The 22196-nt window shown below is 70.9% G+C and carries 16 protein-coding genes; 12 read left to right on the top strand and 4 right to left on the bottom strand.

Going from position 1 to position 22196, the window contains the following annotated elements; genetic code table 11:
• The first annotated feature begins 8 nt into the window (after positions 1-8).
• The 3 genes from ABGB10_RS23935 to ABGB10_RS23925 all read left to right on the top strand — a co-directional run bounded on the left by ABGB10_RS23935 (position 9) and on the right by ABGB10_RS23925 (position 5416).
• Positions 9-2738 carry a prenyltransferase/squalene oxidase repeat-containing protein gene (locus tag ABGB10_RS23935; protein ID WP_347663203.1) on the top strand — a complete coding sequence of 910 codons (2730 nt, stop codon included), beginning with the start codon at positions 9-11 and terminating at the stop codon, positions 2736-2738.
• The gene (locus ABGB10_RS23930; RefSeq protein WP_347663202.1) at positions 2735-3124 is read left to right on the top strand and encodes a hypothetical protein; all 390 of its coding nucleotides are present in this window, start codon (positions 2735-2737) and stop codon (positions 3122-3124) included. Before ABGB10_RS23935 ends, ABGB10_RS23930 begins: the two co-directional genes overlap by 4 nt.
• A gap of 93 nt (positions 3125-3217) precedes the next feature.
• The gene (locus ABGB10_RS23925; RefSeq protein WP_347663201.1) at positions 3218-5416 is read left to right on the top strand and encodes a transglycosylase domain-containing protein; all 2199 of its coding nucleotides are present in this window, start codon (positions 3218-3220) and stop codon (positions 5414-5416) included.
• A gap of 125 nt (positions 5417-5541) precedes the next feature.
• On the opposite strand, the gene ABGB10_RS23920 is transcribed toward ABGB10_RS23925, so the two are convergent.
• Positions 5542-7392 (bottom strand): thiamine pyrophosphate-requiring protein, encoded by a 1851-nt coding sequence (locus ABGB10_RS23920; RefSeq protein WP_347663200.1) that lies wholly within the window; start codon positions 7390-7392, stop codon positions 5542-5544.
• 118 nt (positions 7393-7510) lie between these two features.
• On the opposite strand from ABGB10_RS23920, the gene ABGB10_RS23915 reads away from it, so the two are divergent.
• Genes ABGB10_RS23915 through ABGB10_RS23905 form a run of 3 tightly spaced genes read left to right on the top strand, consistent with a single transcriptional unit; the run spans position 7511 to position 11612 of the window.
• Complete coding sequence (locus ABGB10_RS23915) at positions 7511-8332, top strand: RNA methyltransferase (protein ID WP_347663199.1); 822 nt, start codon at positions 7511-7513, stop codon at positions 8330-8332.
• 47 nt (positions 8333-8379) lie between these two features.
• On the top strand, positions 8380-9831 hold the full coding sequence (gene argG, locus ABGB10_RS23910) for an argininosuccinate synthase (protein ID WP_347663198.1): 1452 nt from the start codon (positions 8380-8382) through the stop codon (positions 9829-9831).
• Between the two features lie 56 nt (positions 9832-9887).
• The gene (locus ABGB10_RS23905) at positions 9888-11612 is read left to right on the top strand and encodes a PucR family transcriptional regulator (RefSeq protein WP_347663197.1); all 1725 of its coding nucleotides are present in this window, start codon (positions 9888-9890) and stop codon (positions 11610-11612) included.
• Positions 11613-11636: 24 nt separating this feature from the next.
• Here ABGB10_RS23905 and ABGB10_RS23900 read toward each other — a convergent pair whose 3' ends face one another.
• Entirely contained in the window at positions 11637-12980 is a 1344-nt protein-coding gene (locus tag ABGB10_RS23900) for a hypothetical protein (RefSeq protein ID WP_347663196.1), read from the bottom strand.
• Positions 12981-13062: 82 nt separating this feature from the next.
• Here ABGB10_RS23900 and murD point away from each other — a divergent pair, with 82 nt between their 5' ends.
• Entirely contained in the window at positions 13063-14409 is a 1347-nt protein-coding gene (murD, locus tag ABGB10_RS23895) for a UDP-N-acetylmuramoyl-L-alanine--D-glutamate ligase (protein WP_347663195.1), read from the top strand.
• A 31-nt stretch (positions 14410-14440) separates the two neighbouring features.
• On the opposite strand, the gene ABGB10_RS23890 is transcribed toward murD, so the two are convergent.
• Positions 14441-15409, bottom strand: a complete 969-nt coding sequence (locus ABGB10_RS23890; protein ID WP_347663194.1) for a hypothetical protein — start codon at positions 15407-15409, stop codon at positions 14441-14443.
• Positions 15410-15491: 82 nt separating this feature from the next.
• Here ABGB10_RS23890 and ABGB10_RS23885 point away from each other — a divergent pair, with 82 nt between their 5' ends.
• A complete protein-coding gene (locus ABGB10_RS23885; RefSeq protein WP_347663193.1) occupies positions 15492-16361 on the top strand; it encodes a hypothetical protein in 870 nt (289 codons plus the stop codon).
• A gap of 28 nt (positions 16362-16389) precedes the next feature.
• Positions 16390-17199, top strand: a complete 810-nt coding sequence (locus tag ABGB10_RS23880) for a hypothetical protein (protein ID WP_347663192.1) — start codon at positions 16390-16392, stop codon at positions 17197-17199.
• On the opposite strand, the gene ABGB10_RS23875 is transcribed toward ABGB10_RS23880, so the two are convergent.
• Positions 17171-18595 carry an acyltransferase gene (locus tag ABGB10_RS23875; RefSeq protein WP_347663191.1) on the bottom strand — a complete coding sequence of 475 codons (1425 nt, stop codon included), beginning with the start codon at positions 18593-18595 and terminating at the stop codon, positions 17171-17173. The genes ABGB10_RS23880 and ABGB10_RS23875 overlap by 29 nt on opposite strands.
• Before the next feature lie 193 nt (positions 18596-18788).
• Between ABGB10_RS23875 and ngcE the strand changes: the two genes are divergently transcribed.
• The 3 genes from ngcE to ABGB10_RS23860 all read left to right on the top strand — a co-directional run bounded on the left by ngcE (position 18789) and on the right by ABGB10_RS23860 (position 22077).
• Positions 18789-20204: an N-acetylglucosamine/diacetylchitobiose ABC transporter substrate-binding protein gene (ngcE, locus tag ABGB10_RS23870; protein WP_347663190.1), complete on the top strand. Its 1416-nt coding sequence runs from the start codon at positions 18789-18791 to the stop codon at positions 20202-20204.
• Positions 20205-20272: 68 nt separating this feature from the next.
• A complete protein-coding gene (locus ABGB10_RS23865; RefSeq protein WP_347663189.1) occupies positions 20273-21181 on the top strand; it encodes a sugar ABC transporter permease in 909 nt (302 codons plus the stop codon).
• A complete protein-coding gene (locus ABGB10_RS23860) occupies positions 21178-22077 on the top strand; it encodes a carbohydrate ABC transporter permease (RefSeq protein ID WP_347663188.1) in 900 nt (299 codons plus the stop codon). The genes ABGB10_RS23865 and ABGB10_RS23860 overlap by 4 nt, the downstream gene beginning before the upstream one ends.
• Positions 22078-22196 lie beyond the last annotated feature (119 nt).

Below are 22196 nucleotides of genomic sequence, written 5' to 3'. Positions count from 1 at the left end.
GGGGGTCGGTGCCCGACTATTTGCCCTGGACGGCCGTCAACGCGCTCAGCCTGAACGCGGGCACGTACGAGTTGCTCACCGCAGCCCACACCGACCTCCTCGCCCAGGCCGCCCTGCTCGACGAGCGGCCCGTCGCGCTGCGGGTCGTGAGCGCGACCCCCGAGTTCCGCGAGGGCAAGGGGGACCAGCTGCTCATTCGGGTCGAGACGATGGGGCAGCGCACCCAGGTGGGCCTGTCCGAGAAGGTCGTCCGAGCCACCGTGAACGGGGACCGGACGCACGGTGTCACGCCGTTGGCGCTGCTCTCGTACGCCCTGCAGAAGGACCCGTTCGGTCCCGGCTGGCGACCCAAGCGGGTCGGCAACGCCAAGCTGCCCTCCGAGAAAGTGATGAAGTACTACGCCCGGCTGCATCGGTCGACTGCCAGCTCCACCCAGGTGGAACAGCATCTCGAGGCGGGCCGGGACGTGGTGGTCATCGGTGAGCACGGCTGCGGTAAGTCCGCGCTGGTGGCCAACGCCGCCGAGAAGCGGCTCGACGAGGGCGACGCGGTCGTCTGGCTCAACCTCACCGACCCGGCCGACGGTCCGGAGTCGATCGTGCTGGCCCTGTTGGAGCAGGAGGCCGGCCGCAGTGGCCGTTACCTGGTCGTCCTGGAGAACCTGCACGCGAACCTGCCGCGGCTCAACGAGATGTTCGCCTGCCTGACCCGGCTGCGCTCGGACTTCAAGCTCAACGTGCAGGTGCTCGCATCGAGCTGGAAGTCGGCCGCCGCCATCCTCGCCCGCGGTGAACCCACTCGTGATCTCCGGCAGGTTCTCGTCGAGGGCCGCGAGTTGGTCAGGCAGTTGCTTGTCGACAGCGGTGTCGACGAGACGAACCGGGCGACGATCCGGCAGTTGGCACAGAACGACGCACACATCGCGTTGACCGCGATCGAGCTCTACGAGAGTCGCGGCACGGTGCCCACCGAGGCGGATCTGGAGGAGCACTACACCGGGCGGGTGACCAGCGACGACCAGCGCGAGGTGCTCTACCGCCTGGCCTGCCTGGGGGTGCTGGAGCTACAGATGGCCACCCGGGAGGCCGGCTCGTTGGAACCGGCGCTGCATCAGCTGCGCGACGACAGTCTCGTCTACCAGATCGACGGCGCGTATCTGATCGGCTCCCGCCGCCGGGCCCAGCTGGTGATGAACCACGCCCGCCGGCACTGGGACGCCGATCGCCGGTGGAAGAGCCCGGAGCGCAACGTGTGGCTGCACCTGCAGCGTGGCGGGGAACGCCTGATGCAGGCGACGCTCGGGCGGCTCGACCAACTGGTCTCGCCGGACACGGCGCGTACCGACACTCTGCACCTGCTGAGCACCTGGGAGACCCTGATCCGGCTCGGTCGCTCGATGCGGCGACGGAGTGCCGAGGACTCGTCCTGGGGGGACAACCTCGGGGCTGCCGTCTTCGCCGCGAGCGCGCTCAGCCAGCTCAACCACGTCGAGTCCTGGCATGAGATCGCCAAGGGGGTGCGCCAGCGCTGGAGCTACGACGCGCCCGGCTGCACGCTGCCCGAGCCGGTGGGTGGTGTGACCGCCGACTACGAGGACTTCGTGGAGATCCAACAGTCGATGGCGCAGGAAGACTCGATCTTCGGGCCCGCGCCGCACCTCGCCGGCATGACCGCCGACGAGCTGGACACCGGACGCATGTACCGCAACTGGGTCCTCGGTCTCCTGCTCGGGTTCGAGGGCGCCGCACCGGTCGTCCACCAGGACCAGGATCGAATCGACCAGCTGATCGAGGTGGCCCGCGAGGCCCAGGAGGAGGACGGCAACTTCTACCCGGCGCGGGTGCCGTGGGTGACCGCCCGGGTGGTCCTCGGTCTGTGCCAGGCGAATCTGCGGGTTGACCATCCGGTGGTTCGGGACGCCTGCAACTGGCTCCTGCGGCAGGTCACCGAGGGCGGGCCGTTCGACAACTGGTGGCGCAGCGGCACCGGCTCGTGGAACCGCGAGGAGGCGACCACCGCCATGTGTCTCAGCGCCCTGGTTCGTGCCGGGGTGCCGATGCGGCCGGAGATGGCGACCGCGCACGCCTGGCTGATGGGGCGCGAGGGGGAGTGGGCCACCCCGGGGCGGGAGATCGACATGTCGCAGGTGCTGGAGGCGACGCTGCTCTGCACCGAGGCCGTCAACGGCACTCGGGAACACCTGATGACGCTGTTCCAGCGGATCGCCACCGAGCGGCGAAGCCCGACGTTGCTGGCCACCGCGCCCGAGGAGCGGTTGCGCATTCCCTTCGTGGCGGCCCAGCTCGCCGACATCGTGTGGCGGATCGTGCAGTTGGAGAGCCTGAAACTGTTCGGCGACGTCATCAACCAGGGGCGGCCGGAGCCGGCCGAGCCCGCGGAGGTGGCCGTGGTGGCCGAGACCGTCGCGACGTCCGCCGTCGGCCCGACCCTGACCAGGCGTGAGCTCCGGGAGTGGCAGAAGGGGTGCGAGCAGATCGAGGCGACCATCCGGGACCGGATCAGCAAGCGCGACGGGCCGATGCGGACGCCGACGGTGGAGAAGGTGATCAATGAGCAGTTGGCCTATCGGGCTCAGCTCATGAAGCTGACCATCCAACTCGACGAGCACTCCGATCTAGAGGTGCTGGAGCAGATCGACGCCCTCGGAAACCGGGTCTGCGGCGTCGCCTGGCCGGATCTGCCCTGGCCCGACAGGAGATCGGACGCACCCTCGTGAGCATCGCGGTACCAGCGCCGTCAACGCTGAACTTCCTGGCCGGGCTCTTCGCCGGGGCCGGGATCAACATGCTCACCTCCGTCTCCACCGGCCCCGCCGACCCGGGGGTGTCCACCGGCAAGGTGGCGCTGGACTCGGCGCTCTGGGTGGTCGCCGCGGCCTTCCTGACCTGGGCGGCACACCTCTTCCAGTCGGCCGAGCGGGACGCCGACCTCTACATCGATCGCGACTTCAGCGAGCCCGAGAAGCAGGAGATCCGGCAGGAGTACCTCCGTCGCGCGTTGCGTCGGGCGCGGCTGCCGCTGATGATGACGGTTCTGGCGCTGGTGTGCGCCGTGCTCCTGTTGCCCGGTTTCATCCGCTGGAGCAGCGTGCTGGGCGGTTGACCGGGCGGCCCGCGCCACGGTTTCCGGTGAATTGCCTGACAATTGCGGCCCAGGTTTGGCCGACTGCCGCACTTCGTGGCAATCCTGGGGAGCATGGCCGCCTCCCGCTCGCCGCTGTCGCGGCTGTTCACCGTGCTGCTCGCCGGCGTGTTGGCCGGGCTTGTCCTGGCAGTCGCCGCGCTTCCGGGCAACCTGCTGCTCGGGTTGAGCGCCCGTGCCGCCCTCGGGTCGTACGCCGCGTTGCCGGCCTCGCTGAAGACCCCGGCGACCCCGCAGCGCTCGTACCTCTACGCCAACGACGGCAAGACGCTGATCACGACGTTCTACGACGTGAACCGTACCGACGTCCCGTTGGCGGACATCGCCCCGGTGATGCGGCAGGCGATCGTGGCGGCAGAGGACCGGCGCTTCTACGACCATGGTGGCGCTGACCTGCGCGGTCTCACCCGGGCGCTGGTGGCCAACGTCAAGGGCGGCGGCACCGAGCAGGGCGGCTCGACGCTGACCATGCAGTACGTCCGCAACGTGCTCAAGACCGACCCCACCCGCACGGCCGAGGAGCGCGCCGCCGCGACCGACCCCACCGTCGGACGCAAGATCCAGGAGATCCGGTACGCGAGTGCGCTGGACAAGAGCCTCGGCAAGGACGAGATCCTCGGCCGGTACCTGAACATCGCCTACTTCGGCTCCGGCGCGTACGGGATCGCGGCGGCCAGCCAGCGCTACTTCGGCAAAGCGCCGGCACAGCTGACCCTCGCCGAGTCTGCCCTGCTCGCCGGCCTGGTGCAGTCCCCGGACGCGTACAGCCCGATCGACGGGGACAAGGACGACGCGCTGGCTCGCCGGTCGTACGTGCTCGACTCGATGGTCGCCACCAACGCGATCACCGCCGCCCAGGCCGCCCAGGCCAAGGCGGAGCCGCTGGCCCTGCACCCGACCGCCCAGCCCAACGGCTGCACCGCGGTCTCCCAGGGCCACGACGACTGGGGCTTCTTCTGCGACTACCTGCGTCAGTGGTGGCGGAGCCAGCCGGCGTTCGGTGCCACCGTCGCCGAGCGCGAGCAGGCCCTGCGCACGGGTGGCTACACCGTGGTCACCTCGCTGGACCCGAAGATCCAGGCCACCGCGCAGCAGCAGGCCACCAAGGTCTACGGGTACGACAACAAGCGCGCCCTGCCGATCGCGGCGGTCCAGCCGGGCACCGGGCAGGTGCTGGCGATGGCGGTCAACCGGCACTACAGCCTGGCCGACAACCCGGCCGGGCAGGCGAACCACCCGAACACCGTCAACCCGTTGATCTCCGGTGGCGCCAGCGTCGACGGTTACCAGGCGGGTTCGACGTTCAAGCTGTTCACCATGCTCGCCGCGCTGGAGTCGGGCCGTACCCTCTCCACCGGCTTCGACGCGCCGGCCAAGCTGCCCACCCGGTACCCCGCCGAAGGGCCGGGCAGCTGCGACGGCCACTGGTGCCCGGCGAACGCCAACCCGGACTGGATGGACGGGTACCGGATGATGTGGGACGGCTTCGGCCGCTCGGTGAACACCTACTTCGTCTGGTTGGCCGAGCAGGTCGGCCAGGACAAGGTCGTCGAGATGGCGAAGCGGCTCGGTATCACCTTCCGAGCCGACTCGGATGCCGCCTTCGCCAAGGACAACGCCGCGAACTGGGGTTCGTTCACCCTCGGCGTCGCCGCCACCACCCCGCTGGACCTGGCCAACGCGTACGCCACGGTGGCCGCCGAGGGCACCTACTGCACCCCGGTGCCGGTGGTCTCGGTGACCGACGCGAGCGGTGCGAAGGTGCCGGTCGGTCAGCCGTCCTGCAAGCAGGTCCTCGACCCCGACGTCGCCCGTGCCGCCACGGATGCCGCTCGCTGCCCGGTGGGCCAGCAGTCCGCGTTCGGGCAGTGCAACGGTGGTACCGCGACCGGTGTGAACGACATCCTCGACGGCCGACCGGTGGCGGGCAAGACGGGCAGCTCGGAGCAGAACTCCACCGAGACGTTCGTCGGTTTCACGCCGCAGGTCGCGGTGGCCGGCATCGCCGCCAACCCGGACGACCCGGCCGACTCGGTGGGCTCGGCGGTGCAGACCAAGGTGATCGACGCGGTCGCCCGGGTCATCGCCACCGCCGTCAAGGGCCAACCGGAGAAGGCGTTCGTGGCGCCCAGCAAGGAACTGGCCGGCGACCCCCGCCGCCCGGTAGAGCGCCCGACGGTCCCGCAGAGCCCGCAAAACCAGAACGACGACCGCCTGTCGCCGCTGGAGCGCTGGCTGAACCGGCGAGGCTAACCGCCTGGCCCGTCGATCATGGACTTGTGGTGCCCGTTATGCGGTAGCTCGCGGCTTCCATCCACCACCACAACTCCATGATCGACGGGGCCGGGCCGGGCCGGGTGGGGCGGGGTGGGGTGGGGTCAGCGTTCGTGGCGGCGGCGGGGGCGGTAGCTCGTCAGGGTGGCGGGGAGGCCGCGGCGGACGATCCCGGCCCAGTCGGTGTCGCCGCGCAGCACCGCCGCCGCGGTCTTGCGGGCCTGCTCGGCGGTGAAGTGCGGCGGAAGCATCAGCTCGGCCGGGTCGACCAGGGCGTTGATGACCACCGGTCGGTCGGCGGACAGCGCCCGGTCCCAGACGTCGGGCACCTGCTCCGGCGAGTCGACCAGCTCACCGCGCAACCCGAGCACCTCTGCCCACTGGTGGTAGGCGATGTCGGGCAACTGCTGGCTGTCCGGGAACATCGGGGTCCCCTCGGTGGAGCGCTGTTCCCAGCTGACGAACGCCAGGTCCCGGTTGTTGAGCACGAGCACCACGAACCGGGGGTCGGCCCAGCTACGCCAGTACTTGGCCACGGTGATCAGCTCGTTGACCCCGTTCATCTGCATGGCGCCGTCGCCGATCAGCGCGACGAGCGGCCGGTCCGGATGGGCGAACTTGGCACTCAGCGCGTACGGCATGGCGCCACCCATGGACAGCAGCGTGCCGGACAGACTGGCCAGCATCCCGGGGCGGACCTGGATGTGCCGGGCGTACCAGGCGGTGGTGGTGCCACAGTCGACGGCGAGCAGCACGTCGTCGGGCAGTCGTTCGTTGAGGGTGTGGAAGAGCAACTGCGGGTTGACCGGGTCGGCGGTCTGCTCGGCCAGGTCGCGTTGCACCCGTCGCCACGCCGAGGTCGCCTCGGCGATCTCCGCCCGCCAGGCGGTCGGGGCGGGGCCGGGGCCCAGCTCGTCGAGCAACGCCCGCAGGGTGGGGCGGGCGTCGCCGGTCAGGTTCGCCTCGGTCGGGTACCGCAGCCCGAGCTGGGTGCCGTCCAGGTCGATCTGCACCGCGCGGGCCTGCCCGGGTGGCGGGTAGAACTCCGAGTAGGGCATGTTGCTGCCCACGATCAGCAGCCGGTCGCACCCGGTCATCAGCTGCCAGCTCGGTCGGGTGCCGAGCAGCCCGATCGCACCTGTCACCCACGGCTCGCGGTGGTCGACGGCGGTGAAGCCGAGCAGTGCCGTGGCCACTCCGGCACCGAGCCGGTGGGCGATGTCGCGGACCTCGTCACGCGCGCCGAGAGCGCCCTGCCCGACCAGCATCGCCACCCGCTGCCCGCCGCGCAGCACCTCGGCGGCCCGGCGTACGTCCGCCTGCGGTGGCACGGTCGGCGTGCTGCTCGGCGCGTTGCTGGTCTGGTAGTAGCCGTGCGCGTGCGGCGGGTCCACCACGGCCGGCTCGTCCTGGAGGTTCAGGGGGAGGACCAGGGCGGTGACGGTACGCCGGGCCAACGCCGTGCGGCACGCCCGGTCGACCAGGTGCCGGACCTGCGCGGGGTGGTCGAGCTGGGCCAGGAACGCGGCGGCCACGTCCTTGTAGAGGGCGAGCAGGTCGACCTCCTGGTAGTAGCCGCCACCCTCGGCGGTGGTCGCGGTGTGCCCGACCAGGGCGACCACCGGCTGGTGGTCGAGCTTGGCGTCGTACAGGCCGTTGAGCAGGTGGATGGCGCCCGGCCCGCTGGTGACCAGGGCGCAGCCCAGCGGCCCGCCGCCGTACTTGACGTGGGCGGAGGCGGCGAAGCCGGCGGTCTCCTCGTGGCGTACCTGGATGAACTGGGCGCGCCCGTCGGTGCGTTGCAACGCGGAGGTCATGCCGTTGATGCCGTCGCCGGGGTAGCCGAAGTAGCGGTGCACACCCCAGCTGAACAGTCGCGACACGATGTGGTCGGCGACGGTCGGGTGCCGGGGCAGAGCGCCCGCTTCATGCGGTGACGTGTGGTCCGTGCTCACCTGGCTGGTCCTTCCCGTCGGATCCCTGCTGTGCCGGCCATTCCCCTTCTTCTTCGGACAAAACGCCCCGCAGGGCGGGCATCCGAGCCGGAGGCCCGGCGTCCGGCAGAATCGTCGGGTGCCCGTCCACCAGATCACCGACCCTGACGACGACCGGATCGCCGACTACCGAGCGCTCACCGACGTCGAACTGCGCACACGCTGGGAACCGCCGCACGGGCTGTTCATCGCCGAGGGGGAGCTGGTGCTGCGCCGGGCGCTGCGCGCGGGCTACCCGGCCCGGTCGTACCTGGTCGACGCCAAACGGATCGACCAACTCGCCGACCTGGACACCGGCGACTCGCCGGTGTACGCCGCGACCCAGGACGTGCTGCAACAGGCCACCGGGTTCCACGTACACCGGGGGGTGCTGGCGTCGTTCCACCGCCGGTCGCTGCCGACGGCGGCCGAGGTGCTCGCCGCCGCGCGCCGGGTCGTGATCCTGGAGGACGTCAACAACCACACCAACCTCGGGGCGATCTTCCGGGGTGCCGCCGCGCTCGGCATCGACGCGGTGCTGCTGTCGCCGACCTGCGCCGACCCGCTGTACCGGCGCAGTGTGCGGGTCAGCATGGGGGAGGTGTTCGCCGTGCCGTACGCCAAGCTCGATCGCTGGCCGGCGGGCCTGGACCAGGTACGGGAGGCCGGCTTCACGGTGCTCGCCATGACACCAGCGCCGGACGCCGTACCCATGCAGCGGTTGACCCCGGCGCAGCGCGAGCGGGCGGCGCTGCTGCTCGGAGCGGAGGGGCCGGGCCTCACCGCGGCGGCCCAGTCGGCCAGCGACGTGCGGGTGGTCATCCCGATGCGGCGCGGGGTCGACTCGTTGAACGTCGCCGCCGCGGCGGCGGTGGCGTTCTGGGAGCTGGGCCGCGACGACCCGCCGAGCGGCGGCGAGTAGACCGCTTCGACTTGCATGGCCATACGTTCTATTGCATAATTTTCCCCGTGTCCAAGGTTCTCACCTCCCTGCCCATCGGCGAACGTGTCGGCATCGCCTTCTCCGGCGGCCTCGACACCTCGGTCGCGGTCGCGTGGATGCGCGACAAGGGCGCGATCCCCTGCGCCTACACGGCCGACATCGGCCAGTACGACGAGCCCGACATCGCCTCGGTGCCCGGTCGCGCGCTCAGCTACGGCGCCGAGTTGGGCCGCCTGGTCGACTGCCGCGCCGCCCTGGTCGAGGAGGGCCTCGCGGCGTTGACCTGCGGCGCCTTCCACATCCGCTCGGGCGGGCGGGCGTACTTCAACACCACACCGCTGGGCCGGGCCGTCACCGGGACCCTGCTGGTGCGGGCGATGATCTCCGACGACGTCCAGATCTGGGGCGACGGCTCGACGTTCAAGGGCAACGACATCGAGCGGTTCTACCGGTACGGCCTGCTGGCCAACCCGATGCTGCGGATCTACAAGCCGTGGCTCGACACCGCCTTCGTCACCGAGCTCGGTGGGCGTAAGGAGATGTCGGAGTGGCTGCTGGAGCGCGGCCTGCCCTATCGGGACAGCACCGAGAAGGCCTACTCGACCGACGCCAACATCTGGGGCGCCACGCACGAGGCGAAGACCCTGGAGCACCTCGACACCGGCATCGAGACGGTCAACCCGATCATGGGAGTCCGGTTCTGGGACCCGTCGGTGGAGATCCCGACCGAGGACGTCACCATCGGCTTCGACCAGGGCCGCCCGGTGACGATCAACGGCAAGGAGTTCGGCAGCGCCGTCGACCTGGTGCTGGAGGCCAACGCCATCGGCGGCCGGCACGGCCTGGGCATGTCGGACCAGATCGAGAACCGGATCATCGAGGCCAAGAGCCGGGGCATCTACGAGGCGCCCGGCATGGCGCTGCTGCACGCCGCGTACGAGCGGCTGGTCAACGCCATCCACAACGAGGACACCCTGGCCAACTACCACAACGAGGGTCGCCGCCTCGGCCGGCTCATGTACGAGGGCCGCTGGTTGGACCCGCAGGCGCTGATGCTGCGCGAGTCGTTGCAGCGCTGGGTCGGCACCGCCGTCACCGGTGAGGTGACGTTGCGGCTGCGCCGGGGCGAGGACTACTCGATCCTCGACACCACCGGCCCCGCGTTCAGCTACCACCCCGACAAGCTGTCGATGGAGCGCACCGAGGACTCGGCGTTCGGCCCGTCGGACCGGATCGGCCAGCTCACCATGCGCAACCTGGACATCGCCGACTCGCGGGCCAAGCTGGAGCAGTACGCCTCCCTGGGCATGGTCGGTGGCGCGGCCCCGCAGCGGGTGATCGGCGCCGCTCAGGCGGCCTCGACCGGGCTGATCGGTGCCATGCCGGAGGGCGGCGCGGAAGCCATCGCCTCCCGGGGTGTCGCCTCCGCCGAGGACGAGGCACTCGACCGCGCCGCCATGGAGTTCGGCGTCGACTGAGCCGCCGCACCCGCGTCGCCGGCCGCTGTTCGAGATCCGGCGTCACGGACGGTAGCGTGTCGGCCGTGTTCCCTACCGTCCGTGAGGTCCTCGCCCTGGACCCCGTCCGCCACGGCGCGCCGCGCGTGGTCGCCGGAGACGCGGGGCTGGACCGACCCGTCCGGTGGATACACATCGCCGAGGTGCCGGACATCGCCACCCTGCTCGGCGGCGGCGAGCTGGTGCTCACCACCGGCATCGGCCTTCCCGGGGACGACGCGGGTCTGCGCGCGTTCATCGGCGACCTCGCCGACGTCGGCGTCTCCGGCCTCGTCGTCGAGCTGGGCCGCCGCTACCTCAGCGGGGTGCCCCGGGTGATGGTCGCCGCCGCCGACCGGCGCGGACTTCCCCTGGTGGAGCTGCGCCGGGCCACCCCGTTCGTGCGGATCACCGAGGCGGTGCACGCGCTGATCGTCGACGCGCAGCTCACCGAGCTGCGCGCCACCGAGGAGATCCACCAGCGCTTCAACGACCTGTCCGTCGAGGGTGCCGACACCGCCGAGGTCATCCGGCAGGCCGCCGAGCTGTCCGGGTGCCCGGTGGTGCTGGAGAACCTGTCCCGGCAGGTGCTCGGGTACGACCCGGCGGGCGAGAGCGCCGAACTGCTACTCGACGGCTGGGAGCAACACTCCCGGCGGATCCGGCTGACCGGGCGTACCGCGTACGACCCGGACAGCGGCTGGCTGGTCACCTCCGTCGGGGCGCGAGGTCAGGACTGGGGGCGGCTGCTGCTGCGATGGCCGGCCACCGGCGACGTCCCCAGCGCCCGCTCCGGCGAACCGACCGCCGGCCCGCCCACCCGGCTCACCATCCTCATCGAACGGGCCGCCTCCACCCTCGCGCTGGGCCGGCTGATCCGCCGCGACGCCGAGGGGCTGGAACGGCAGATCCACCGCACCCTGCTCACCGCGCTGCTCGACCACTCCCGCCCGGTGGACGAGGTCGCGCTGCGGGCCAAGGCACTCGGTGTGGTGCTCGACCGCCGGCACCTGGTCGGCGTGATGGTCCGGCACCGGGTCGAGGACCTGGTCGGGGAGAGTGGCCCGGAGGCGGCTCAGGCCCGACTGCGGGACCTGTCCGAGGCAGTCGGCCAGGCACTGCGGGAGGCGAAACTGAACGCGCTGACCAGCGCGGTCGACGACAACTCGGTGGGCGCGCTGCTGGCTCTGACCGACCCGGCCGCCGAGGACCGCGCGCTGTCCGCGTTCGCCAGCGCACTACGTCGGGTACGCCTCGACGCCGGCGCGGCCCGGGCGACACCCGGTGTCGATCCGGCCCGGGGTGTCGGGGCGGGTGCGGTGATCGTGGCCGCCGGGTCCGGGGTGGGGAACCTGCGGGAGGCCCGACGGTCGTTGGTCGAGGCACGGCAGATCGCCGAGGCCGCCCGGCGGGACCGGCGGGATCTGCCCGTCTTCCGTCTTCCGCACGTCGGACTGGCCGGGTTGCTGCACCTGCTGCGTGACGAGCCCCGCCTGCAGACCTTCGTGGAGCGTGAACTCGGCGCACTGCTGGAGTACGACGCCCGGCACCCCCGTGAGCAGCTGCTCGACACCCTGCGCGCGTACCTGGAACAGGGCCGCAACAAGACCGCGGGCGCTGCCGCCGCCCACCTGTCCCGGCCCGCCTTCTACGAACGCCTGGCCCGTATCGCCCGCATCCTCGACGTCGACCTCGACTCGGTGGAGGCGAGCCTCTCCCTACACGTAGCCCTACTGGCTCTGGAAGCGGTCCGAACCCCCTGACCCTGCCCCCACCCCCGGTGGGGGTTAGAGGTTTAGGGTTTTTGCGTAGGTTGGGGGGATGTGGTGGGGGCCGCCGGGGGTGAAGACGTCGGAGTTCGCCACTGCGGACCACGCCGTTGCCGGCACGGCGTCGACCAGGGCTCGGATCACCGGGGCGTCGCGCCACTGGTCCTGCTCGGCGAGCAGGCCGAGGGCCACCACCGACTCCTCGACCTCGCCCACGCACTCGAACGGCTTGTGCCCGTCCACGCCCAGCAGCTCCCGGTAGCCGGGGATCTGCTCCGGGTCGGCGAGCAGGTCACCGCCGAAGATGTGCGTGACCCGCTCCCGCGACATGAACGGCGCCATGGCCAGGAAGACGAAACGGCACTTCGGGCAGTCACGGCACCAGCGCTCGCTCGCGTCGTGCAGCTTGAACGCGGCGTTGCAACTGGTCACCACGTCGTCGTACCGGGTGATCTCGGCGAACAGTCGGGCGATGTGCAGCTCCGACAGTGAACGCAGCAGCGAGAAGTACGGGTCGGTCAGACCGGCGTGTTCGGCCAGCGCCGACCGCAGCAGCCCTTCCGCCTCGACACCCTTGGACCACTGGTGGTTGATCTCGTGGCCGTCCCAGACCAGGTTCGGGTCGGACGCCGAGCGCTCGTTGGACATCACCACCGGGCCCAACCCGTGCAGCACGGCGGTGGCCACCGCGATCAGCGAGTTGATCGCCGTGACCGGAATGTGCCCGTTCAGGGCCCCGGCCTTGTTGAGGTCGAACAACACCGGGTCGATGCGCCGCCGGGCGGTCAGCGGGGTCAGCCCGGACGCCTCGTTCACCGCGACGATCACGTGGTTCGGGTTGACCGAGAACGGCACCGGGTCCAGCTCGGCGCGCCGCAGCGCCTCCAGGCTGACGATCGAGTCCTTGCCGCCACCGACCGCGGAGAGGGGACGACGGTCGGAGTTGTCGTACACCCGGGGCGGCTCCGGTGAGCCCGCCGGCACCTCCGGGCGCAGCTGGAGCACGTGCGGCAGCTGGTTGCGGTACGCGTACTCCGCGAGGCCCTTGGTGTAGATGGCCGTGACGTAGTCGACGACGGCCGCGCCCAGCGGCGCCGGCAGCACGAGCCGGGGCGGCGCGGCGACCTTGTAGTAGCTGACGCCGGCGACGAGGTGCAGCACCTCCAGCACCCGGTTGAGGGTCGCCACCGTCTCGTCCGAGGGCGGCTCCGCCGGCAGCGGAAGGGTGATCACCTCGGTGAACCGCTGCTCACCGGCCGGACCGGTCAGGGTGTAGTCGAACAACACCTCGCCGGTGGCGAAGTCGATCGAGTAGGACGGGAAGGTGAAGGCGTCCATCCGCCGGAGCTGCTCGTTGGGCACACGCCATACTAGGCCCTGGTTCGTCCGGCCGTGTCCGGACCGGGCCCGCCCTGCCGCCGCCGTGACCCCCGAGGAGAGCCCAGTGCGCCTGTCTGACCTGCGCGGACGTACCGTCGCCGTCTGGGGCACCGGTCGGGAGGGTCGGGCCGCTGTGACCGCGATCGCCGCGCACGGCCCGGCCGACCTGGTCGCCGTCGACGACAGCGCGAACTTCCTGTCGCTGCCGTGGGAAGGCCCGCTGGCCGAGGCCGCGCCGCTGGTGACCGGCGAGGCGGGCTTCGAACGGCTGGCCGCCGCGGACGTGGTGGTCCGCTCCCCGGGCGTGCCCCAGACCCACCCGTGGCTTGTCGAACTGCGCCGACGCGGGGTCATGGTGACCCAGGGGACCGCGCTGTGGATGGCCGACCACGCCGCGCGCACCGTCGGGGTCACCGGCAGCAAGGGCAAGAGCACCACCTCCAGCCTGATCAGCCACCTACTCACCGCGATGGGCCGGCCGAACGTCTTCGGCGGCAACATCGGGGTGCCGACGCTGGACCTGCCGGAGGCGGAGCTGTACGTGCTGGAGCTGTCCAGCTACCAGTGCAGCGACCTCGCCGACTCGCCCCGGGTGGCGGTGGTCACCGCGCTCTTCCCCGAGCACCTGGACGCGCACGGTGGGGAGCGGGAGTACTACCGGGACAAGCTCAACCTGCTCGCCCACGACCCGCAGACGATCGTGGTCAACGGTGGCGACCCGAGGCTCGCCGCCGAGTTGGGGGAGCTGCCGGCGGTCCGGGCGGGTCGTCCCGACACCACCCACGTCGCCACCGGTGCCGACGGCACACCCTGGTTCCACCTCGGTGACCAGCCGCTCTTCCCGCGGGCGGTGCTGCCGCTGGTGGGCCGGCACAACGAGGGCAACCTGTCCGTCGCGCTCGCCGTGCTCGACGCGCTCGGTGTCGACGTGGTGGCCGGCAAGGACCACCTCGCCGTCGCGGTCGCCGAGTTCCAGGGGTTGGCCCACCGGCTCACCGAGATCACCGACCCGTCCGGGTTGACCTTCGTCGACGACACCCTGGCCACCAGCCCGTACGCGGCGATGCACGCGATCGACGCGTACGACGGGCGGCCGTTGACGGTGATCGTCGGGGGCAATGATCGCGGGCTGGACTACACGCCGCTGGCCGAGCACCTGGCCGAGCGGGAACTGACCGTGATCGGCATTCCGGACAGCGGCGCGCGCATCGTCGAGGCGCTCGCCGGCCTGCCGAAGGTGCGGACCGAGATGGTCGACGACCTGGTGGACGCGGTACGGCTGTCCCGGGAGGTGACCCCGGTCGGCGGGGTGGTGCTGTTGTCGCCGGCCGCGCCCAGCTATGGCCGGTTCCGCAACTTCGAACACCGCTCCGAGGTCTTCGCCCAGGCCGTCGCCGACACCGCAGGCTGATGCCCGGCGCGGATGCCGCCGGGCGTTGCCGTCAGCGTGGGCGCAGCCCGGCGTGCAGGGCGCGCATCGAGCGGATCGCCGAGCGGATCTCCTGCAGGTAACGGCCCGGGGTGAGGGTCTGCTCGGGTAGGACCGCCAGGTCGGCCGCCGCGGGGTCCACCCCGACCGTGTCGATGTCGCAGCCGTAGGGCAGGGCCAGGGTGCGCAGCGCGTCGCAGTGTTGGAACGGCACGTAGATCGGGGCGGTGACCGTCAGCACCTCGTCGCCGGGAGCGAGTCGGACGTGCCCGGCCCAGAACCGTTGCGTGTCGGCGGTGTGCGCTCGCCGCCGGTCCGGTTCGCTGGACGGCGCGGCCAGCACCCGTACCGGTGGGAGGCCCGCCGGCCGATAGGTCCGCGACGACCAGGAGTGGTGCGGGTGGCCGGCGTCGACGCCGGCCTGCTCCGCCGGCGTGGAGACCCCGAACATCCGCCGGACGGCGGTGTCCAGCACGTCCACCTCGGTGTCGTCGGCCGGCAGGCCCGCGTCGGCCAGGGTCCGGCGTTCCCAGTCCGACAGCGGCCGGAAGCTGCCCAACACGGCGACCTCGCCACTCACCGCCAGGCCGGCGCGGAGCAGGTGCGCGGCGTACCCGACGCGGCGGACGCAGGCGTGCGCCAGGCCGCCGAGGACCACCAGGTGGGCGTAGGCCGGGCGGGCCGGCGGTGCCGGGTGGATCAGCCCGAGCGTGGCAGCCGCGTCGAGGACGAGCGCCGCGGTGGCCGGATCGAGGTCCGGCTCCCGAGCGTCGGGCCGCTCCCGACCGCCCCGGAAATCCCAGTGGTGGGCGGAGAAGTCGTCCAGGAACCGCAGCACCGCGTCGAGGTCACCGGCCGGCCAGTCACCGCCGAAGTGGCGGACCAGGCCGCGCAGCGCGGTGGAGCAGACCCAGGCCCGGACGTCCTGCGTGATCCGCTCGGCGACCGTGCCGGTCGACGGGAACGCGTCCGCTCTCTGCACCTGCCGGATGCTACCGGTGTGGCGGTACGGGCGGTTGTAGCTGGTGTTTACGCTGGCGACAGCGGCTGATTGGAGAGCTTCGATGACCCGTGACGTGGCCCGTCCGCGAAAGCGGGGCGGCACCGCTTCCGGCGGCTTTCTCCGACTGGTGGCGCACACCGACCCGGTGGCGTTGGTCGGCATCACGCTGTCGATCACTCTCAGCATCGCGCTCGACCTCAGCAACGCCGCCTCCGGCGTGGAGTCGCTGCTGGCCGGCCTGATGGGCATCACCATCTCGCTGTTGGTCGACTCGCTGGCCCGCGCGGAGCGCCGGTTTCACCTGCGGACCCTGCTGGACGGTCCGCCCTGGCTCGCGCACACCACGACGGAGCTCGTCGGGGCCATCCGGGACGCGACCGAGCAGCACGCGGGGACCCGGGTCGCGGTGGAGGCACAGCGGCGGTACGAGCAGTTCCGGCTGGAGGCCGAGCAACTCGCGTACGGTCGGATCATCCGGCGGGGCGACGAGGACGAGGACCTGGCCGGCGCGACCCGCACCTGTCTGCACCGGCTGGACGGCCTGACCAACGTGATGCCTCGGGTGAGCGGGGAGCTGAGCTGGTGGCGCAGCGAGATCGGCCGGCGCTACTGGGAGGCAAACGTGGAGGCCCTGCAACGGGGTGTCCAGGTCACCCGGGTCTTCGTCTACGCCAACCTGACCGACGAGCTGTCCGCCCTGGTGGAGAAGCAGCGCGCGGCCGGCGCCCGGGTGGGCCTCCTGCCCCTCGGCGTGGTCAGCCCCCAGCTGCACGTCAATCTGACGCTGTGGGACGGGTCGAGTTGTTGGGAGGCCCACATGACCGCGCACGGTGAGATCGGCGAGAACCAGTTCTCGGTCAACCGGACGGATGTCGCCCGCCTCACCCGCGTGTTCGACCTTTGCGCGAACGCCGCGACCTTCCAGGACTGACGGCCCGGCGGGGCGGAGGCGGTGCGTCATGACGTGGAGTGGGGTCCTGCTGGTGACGGCCCTGGTCTGGGCGGTCAGCCTGATCCGTTCGGTCCGGCTCCGGGCGCTGGTCTACAGCCTGCCGCTGCCGATGACGCTCGCCCTGGTCAGCAGCGGCCACCGGGTGGAGGGCGCGCAGCTGCTCGGCGTGCTCGGGCTCAACCTCTTCTTCGTCACCGTGGCGGTCACCTACCAGCGGCTGCGCTGGCCGATCCTGCTCGCCGACGGCGCGGGGATCGCTGTCTACGTGGTGCTCAGCGCCGGCCTGCTGGCCGTCGAGATTCCGTTCGAGGCGGCCCTCGCCGGCACGCTCGTACTCTGGCTGGCGGCGATGCTGCTGCTGCGCCGTCGCGCACGCGCGCGAACCGTCCGCACCCCCGCCGACGCCCCCGCGGCCGAACCGGTTCTTGGAGACGCCTCCGCCGTCGTCGACACCTCGATCGACGATCGCCGGGACAGGCTGCCGGCACTGCTCAAGTTGGTGGTGATCTTCGTGGGGGCGGTCCTCACCACACTGCTCGGTGCCGTGTTGCGCGGCATGGTGGTGACCTTCCCGTACTCGGGGGTGCTGGTCGCTGTCGAGGCGCGCCGCCAGTTGTTCGAGTTCAGTCGGCACTTCGCCCGCAACAGCCTCGCGCTGGTCGGTTTCCTCACCGCGTACCACTTCCTTCAGGAGGTCTCCTCGGCCCTGGCGCTCGGTGCCGGCTGGGTGGCCTTCGCGGTGGTCGTCGCCGTGCTGCACCTGCCGTCGCGCCCCCTGCCGGGCCGTGTCAACGTCGGGTTCCCCACCCGGACCTGAGCAGTCGCAGCGCACCCGCTCCGGCCGCGTACGCCAGCAGCGCCCCGACCGGTGTGCCGAGCGGTTCCGGGGAATCCTGTGGTGTCGTGCTGTTGAGCAGCAGCGCGGCCACCACGGCGGCGTAGCCGGCGACGGTCGCCGCCGCCTTGGCCGGTGTGCCCCGACCTGCCCGACGAGCGGTACGGTGTCGGCCACTTCGTGCCTCGACCGGCCCGAAGATGGCGACCAGCACCGCCAGGACGGCGGTGAGCAGCAGCAGCCACGGCACTCGCCACGCCCACCAACTGGCCGAGTCGACCACCGGGGTGGGCAGGGTTCCGGTCGCGTCGAGCAATCCGATCAGCAGGATCGCGGCGGTCAGGTGCCAGAGGAAGATGGTCAGCACCACCAGGTTGACCCCGATCACCACCTGCCAGGGGCCGGTGCGGCGCAGCAGCCGCTCGGCCGAGCCGCGGAGCAGCAGGATCACGCCGAGTTGGCCGGCGGCGACGGCCAGCAGCGCGAGGCTGGGTGGCGCCGCGTTGTCGAGCCGTTCGCCGGGCACCTTGAGCATGGCCACCGGCCACGGCCCGAGCACGGTGAGCAGCAGCAGCGCGCCCAGCCCGACGGCCAGGAAGGCCAGGCCGGCCCGGCGGGAGGTGGGCAGTCGTCGTCGGCGTACCGCCGGGCGCTCGGGTCCCGACGGCCCGGCGGCGTCGGCCTCCGCGGATGGTGGCGCGGTCTGACCGGCGGGCGGCGGTGCGGCGTGAGTGTCGTGCCAGGCGAAGCCGAGCTGGTGGACGGCCAGCCAGCCGAAGAGGTAGTTGCCGTAGCTCAGCGGTTCCGGCCCGGTCAGCCGGCCGAGATCGCCGAGGCCGACCAGGGCGACCAGGGCCAGTGGGACCGCCAGGCCGAAGCGGCGGTGCAGCGCGTACATCGGTGGGGTGAGCACGACCACCGCCAGGTAGGCGACCAGGAACCAGAGCGGGATGGTGGCGAACCAGAACACCTCGCGGATCCAGGTCGGGTCGGCGCCGCGCAGCCAGGCGACCGCCGCTGCGGCGGTGAGCACCAGCAGCAGCATGCTGGTGGGGCGGACCAGTCGGGCGCTGCGGTCGAGCAGCCAGTCGGCGGCGTCGCCGCCGCGCGCCCGCAACCGGGTCAGCGAGGCCGCATTGGCATAGCCCCCCACCAGGAAGAAGACGGGCATCACCTGCGCCAGCCAGGTCAGCGGGTACGCCCAGGGTAGATCACCGAGCGCGGAGTGCCCGGTGGCTCGTCCGTCCGAGTCACGCTCGATGACCGTGACGACCCAGTGTCCGATAATGACCATCGTGATGGCGAGCGCGCGGAGCAGGTCGACGTACCGGTCCCGCCCAGCTGGGGTGCGCTCGGCTAGCTGGCGCAGGCGGCGCATCGCCCCAGGCTAGGCGACTCGACAGTCGCTGGTGGCGATAACGGTTCGACCGTCAGGACTTGAAGTCCGGGCCCGGCTGTCGTAGAAATTCTTCAGCAACAGAGCATGAACTGAAGAGAATCAACGCGCCTCGCGCGGCGGTCGCCTTCCCCCTGACATCGGCGGCCCGCCCGACCCGACCCGAGGAGAACCGATGAACAGGCGTGACATCCTGCGGCGTACCGCTGCCGCCGGCGTGCTGGCCACCCCCGCTGCCGCTCTGCTGGCCGGCTGCGTCACCGGCGGCGGCGGTGACAAGAGCGACGCCGGCACCTACCAGGGCACGAAGAGCGCCGAGAACCCGCTCGGCGTGAAGGAGGACGCCCCACTCGAGGTGGTGATCTTCGGCGGCGGGTTCGGCGAGGAGTACGCCAAGGCCCACGAGGCCATGTACACCGAGAGGTACCCGAAGGCGAAGGTCAAGCACTCCGTCACGCAGGAGATCAGCAAGACCCTCCAGCCGCGCTTCGTCGACGGCACCCCACCGGACGTGGTCAACAACTCCGGTGCGGGCCAGATCGACTTCAACGGGCTGGTCAGCCAGAACGCCGTCGCCGACCTCGGTGAGCTGCTCGCCGCGCCGAGCCTCGACGTCCCCGGCAAGACGGTCCGGGACACCCTGCTGCCCGGCGCGGTCGAGGTCGGCTCGTACGACGGCAGGTTCCTGGTCCTCAACTACACGTACACCGCCTACGGCATCTGGCACTCCAGCAAGCTGTTCACCGACCGCTCCTGGGAGTACGCGAAGACCTGGGACCAGCACATCGCGCTCTGCAAGGAGATCAAGGCCGCCGGCATCGCCCCGTGGACGTACGCCGGCCTGCACCCGCGCTACATGAGCTGGCCGGTGATCGCCACCGCGATCAAGCTCGGCGGCCCGTCGGTGGCGACCGCCATCGACAACCTGGAACCGAACGCCTGGAAGTCCGAATCGATGCGGACCGCCGCCGACGCCTGGTACCAGATCGTCAAGGACAGATACATCCTGGACGGCTCGTCCGGTCTGGATCACAAGCAGTCACAGACCGCCTGGTGCCAGGGCAAGGCCGCCTTCATCTCCTGCGGCTCCTGGTTGGAGAGCGAGCAGAAGGACGTCACCCCGGCCGGGTTCAACATGACCATCGCGCCGACGCCGAGCCTGGGCAGCGGCGACAAGCTGCCGTTCGAGGCGCTCCGGGGCACCGCCGGTGAACCGTTCATGGTGCCCGCCAAGGCCCGCAACCTCGCCGGCGGCCTGGAGTACTTCCGGACGATGCTCTCCAAGAAGGGCGCGCAGGACTTCACGAAGAAGGTCGCCAGCCTCACCGTGGTCGCCGGGGCCACCGAGGGCGTCGAGTTGCCGTACGGGCTGAACAGCGTGGTCAAGGCCCTCGACGCGTCCGGCGCCAACGGCTTCAACTGGGTCTACAACAACTACTACCGCAAGTTGGAGCGCAACCTCGTCGACGCCGCGTGCGGCGAGTTCTTCAGCGGCCGGACGAGCCCCGCGGAATTCCTCGACCAGTGTCAGAAGGGCGCCGACTCGATCGCCCAGGACAGCTCGATCAAGAAGTACAAGCGAGCGGCCTGACGGCCCGGCCGGCCGGTGGGGGATAGGTCCGCCCCACCGGCCGTGCCCCAACGGAAGAGGTCCTCCTCGTGAGACATGGCAAGTGGCCGCTGATCGTCGTGTTCCTGGTGCCGCCGGTACTGCTGTACGTGTTCTTCGTCGTCTCGCCGTACCTGCAGGCGTTCCAGATCTCCACCACCGACTGGCTCGGCTACTCCGCCGACGCCAACCCGGTCGGTCTGGCGAACTTCAAGACGCTGTGGCACGACGACTACGTGTGGAACGCGCTGAAGAACAACGCGATCCTGCTGGGCCTGGTGCCGGTGCTGACCATCGTGCTCGGGCTCTTCTTCGCCAGCATGCTCGCCCTCGGTGGGCGCAAGGGCCGCGCCGGCGTGACCGGGGTACGCGGCGGGGCGCTCTACCGCACGGTGTACTTCTTCCCGCAGGTGCTCTCGGTGGTGATCATCGCGCTGCTCTGGAAAGAGGTGTACCACCCCAACCAGGGTCTGCTCAGCGGCATCGTGCGCGCGGTCGGGCTACCCGCGCCGACCTGGCTCGGCGACCCGGCGACCGCGTTCTGGTGCGTCCTGGCGGTGATGGTCTGGAGCAACGTCGGCTTCTACGTGGTGCTGTTCGGTGCCGCCATGTCGGCCGTGCCGAAGGAGATCTACGAAGCGGTGCTGCTCGACGGCGCGTCCCGGTTCACCACGCTGCGCCGGGTCACGCTGCCGCTGCTCTGGGACACCATCCAGGTCGCCTGGGTCTACCTGGCCATCTTCGCCCTGGACGGGTTCATCCTCGTGCAGTTGATGACCAATGGAGGCCCGAACTTCTCCACCGACGTCATCGGCGTACGGATGTACGACACCGCCTTCGGCAGCGAGACCAAGTTCGGCTACGCCTCGGCGATCGGCGTGGTGATGTTCTTCCTGACCCTCACGGTGGCAGTGCTGTCGCTGCGGGTCGGCCGGCGCGATCGGATCGAGTACTCGTGACCACTCTGGATCAGTCCACCAGCCCCGCGCCGACGTCGACCGCCGGTCGGGACCGCCCGGTGCGCCGGGAACTCGGCTTCGGAAACACCCTCTCGCACGGCTTCCTGCTGCTCTGGGGCCTGCTCACCGTGCTCCCGCTGCTGTGGATGTTCGTCAGCTCGTTCAAGACGAACGGTGAGATCCTGGCCGACCCCTGGGGGCTCCCCGGGGCGCTGCACTGGGACAACTGGGCGCGGGCCTGGACGGGCGCGCACATCGGCCGGTACTTCCTCAACAGCCTGGTGGTGGTGACCGGCTCGGTCGCACTCACCATGCTGATGGGCGCGACCGCCGCGTACGTCTTCGCCCGCTACGAGTTCCGCGGCCGTCAGGTCGTCTACTACCTGTTCGTCGGCGGCCTGATGTTCCCGGTGTTCCTCGCCCTGGTGCCGCTCTTCTTCGTGGTCCGCGACGCCGGCCTCTTCGGCACCTGGAAAGGGCTGATCCTGGTGTACGCGGCCTACTCGCTGCCCTTCACGGTGTTCTTCCTGACCGCGTTCTTCCGGACCCTGCCGACTGCGGTGGCAGAGGCCGCGATGGTCGACGGCTGCGGGCACTTCCGGCTCTTCTTCCGGGTGATGCTGCCGATGGCGCGTCCGGGATTGATCAGCGTCGCGATCTTCAACTTCCTCAGCCACTGGAACCAGTTCCTGCTGCCGCAGGTGCTGATGCAGGGCGACGACTCCAAGTGGATGCTGGCGCAGGGGCTCTTCGCGCTCTCGGTGAGCCAGGGCTACGCCGGCGACTACGCGCGGCTCTTCGCCGGGCTGAGCATCGCGGTGCTGCCGGTGCTCGCCGTGTACGTGGCGTTCCAGCGCCAGGTGCAGACAGGCCTCACGGCAGGGCAGCTCAAGTAACCCCGACCAGTCCCGCCGTCGATCACCACACCCCACCACCACGCGCCGCCGACCGGACCTCCGCACCTTCCCCGTCCCACCCACCCTGACCCCCGTCCCGCCCGAGCACGTCCCACCCC

Origin of the sequence: Micromonospora sp. B9E7 (assembly GCF_039871815.1) — a bacterium.
Taxonomy (GTDB): domain Bacteria; phylum Actinomycetota; class Actinomycetes; order Mycobacteriales; family Micromonosporaceae; genus Micromonospora.
Note: the sequence above shows the minus strand (reverse complement) of the source record. Positions and strands in the feature narration are given on the sequence as shown.

Coding starts and splice junctions, on each gene's coding strand:
- ABGB10_RS23925 (WP_347663201.1), top strand. CDS start 3,218: ATGGCCGCCTCCCGCTCGCCGCTGTCGCGGCTGTTCACCGTGCTGCTC.
- ABGB10_RS23885 (WP_347663193.1), top strand. CDS start 15,492: ATGACCCGTGACGTGGCCCGTCCGCGAAAGCGGGGCGGCACCGCTTCC.
- ABGB10_RS23880 (WP_347663192.1), top strand. CDS start 16,390: ATGACGTGGAGTGGGGTCCTGCTGGTGACGGCCCTGGTCTGGGCGGTC.
- ABGB10_RS23875 (WP_347663191.1), bottom strand. CDS start 18,595: ATGCGCCGCCTGCGCCAGCTAGCCGAGCGCACCCCAGCTGGGCGGGAC.
- ngcE (WP_347663190.1), top strand. CDS start 18,789: ATGAACAGGCGTGACATCCTGCGGCGTACCGCTGCCGCCGGCGTGCTG.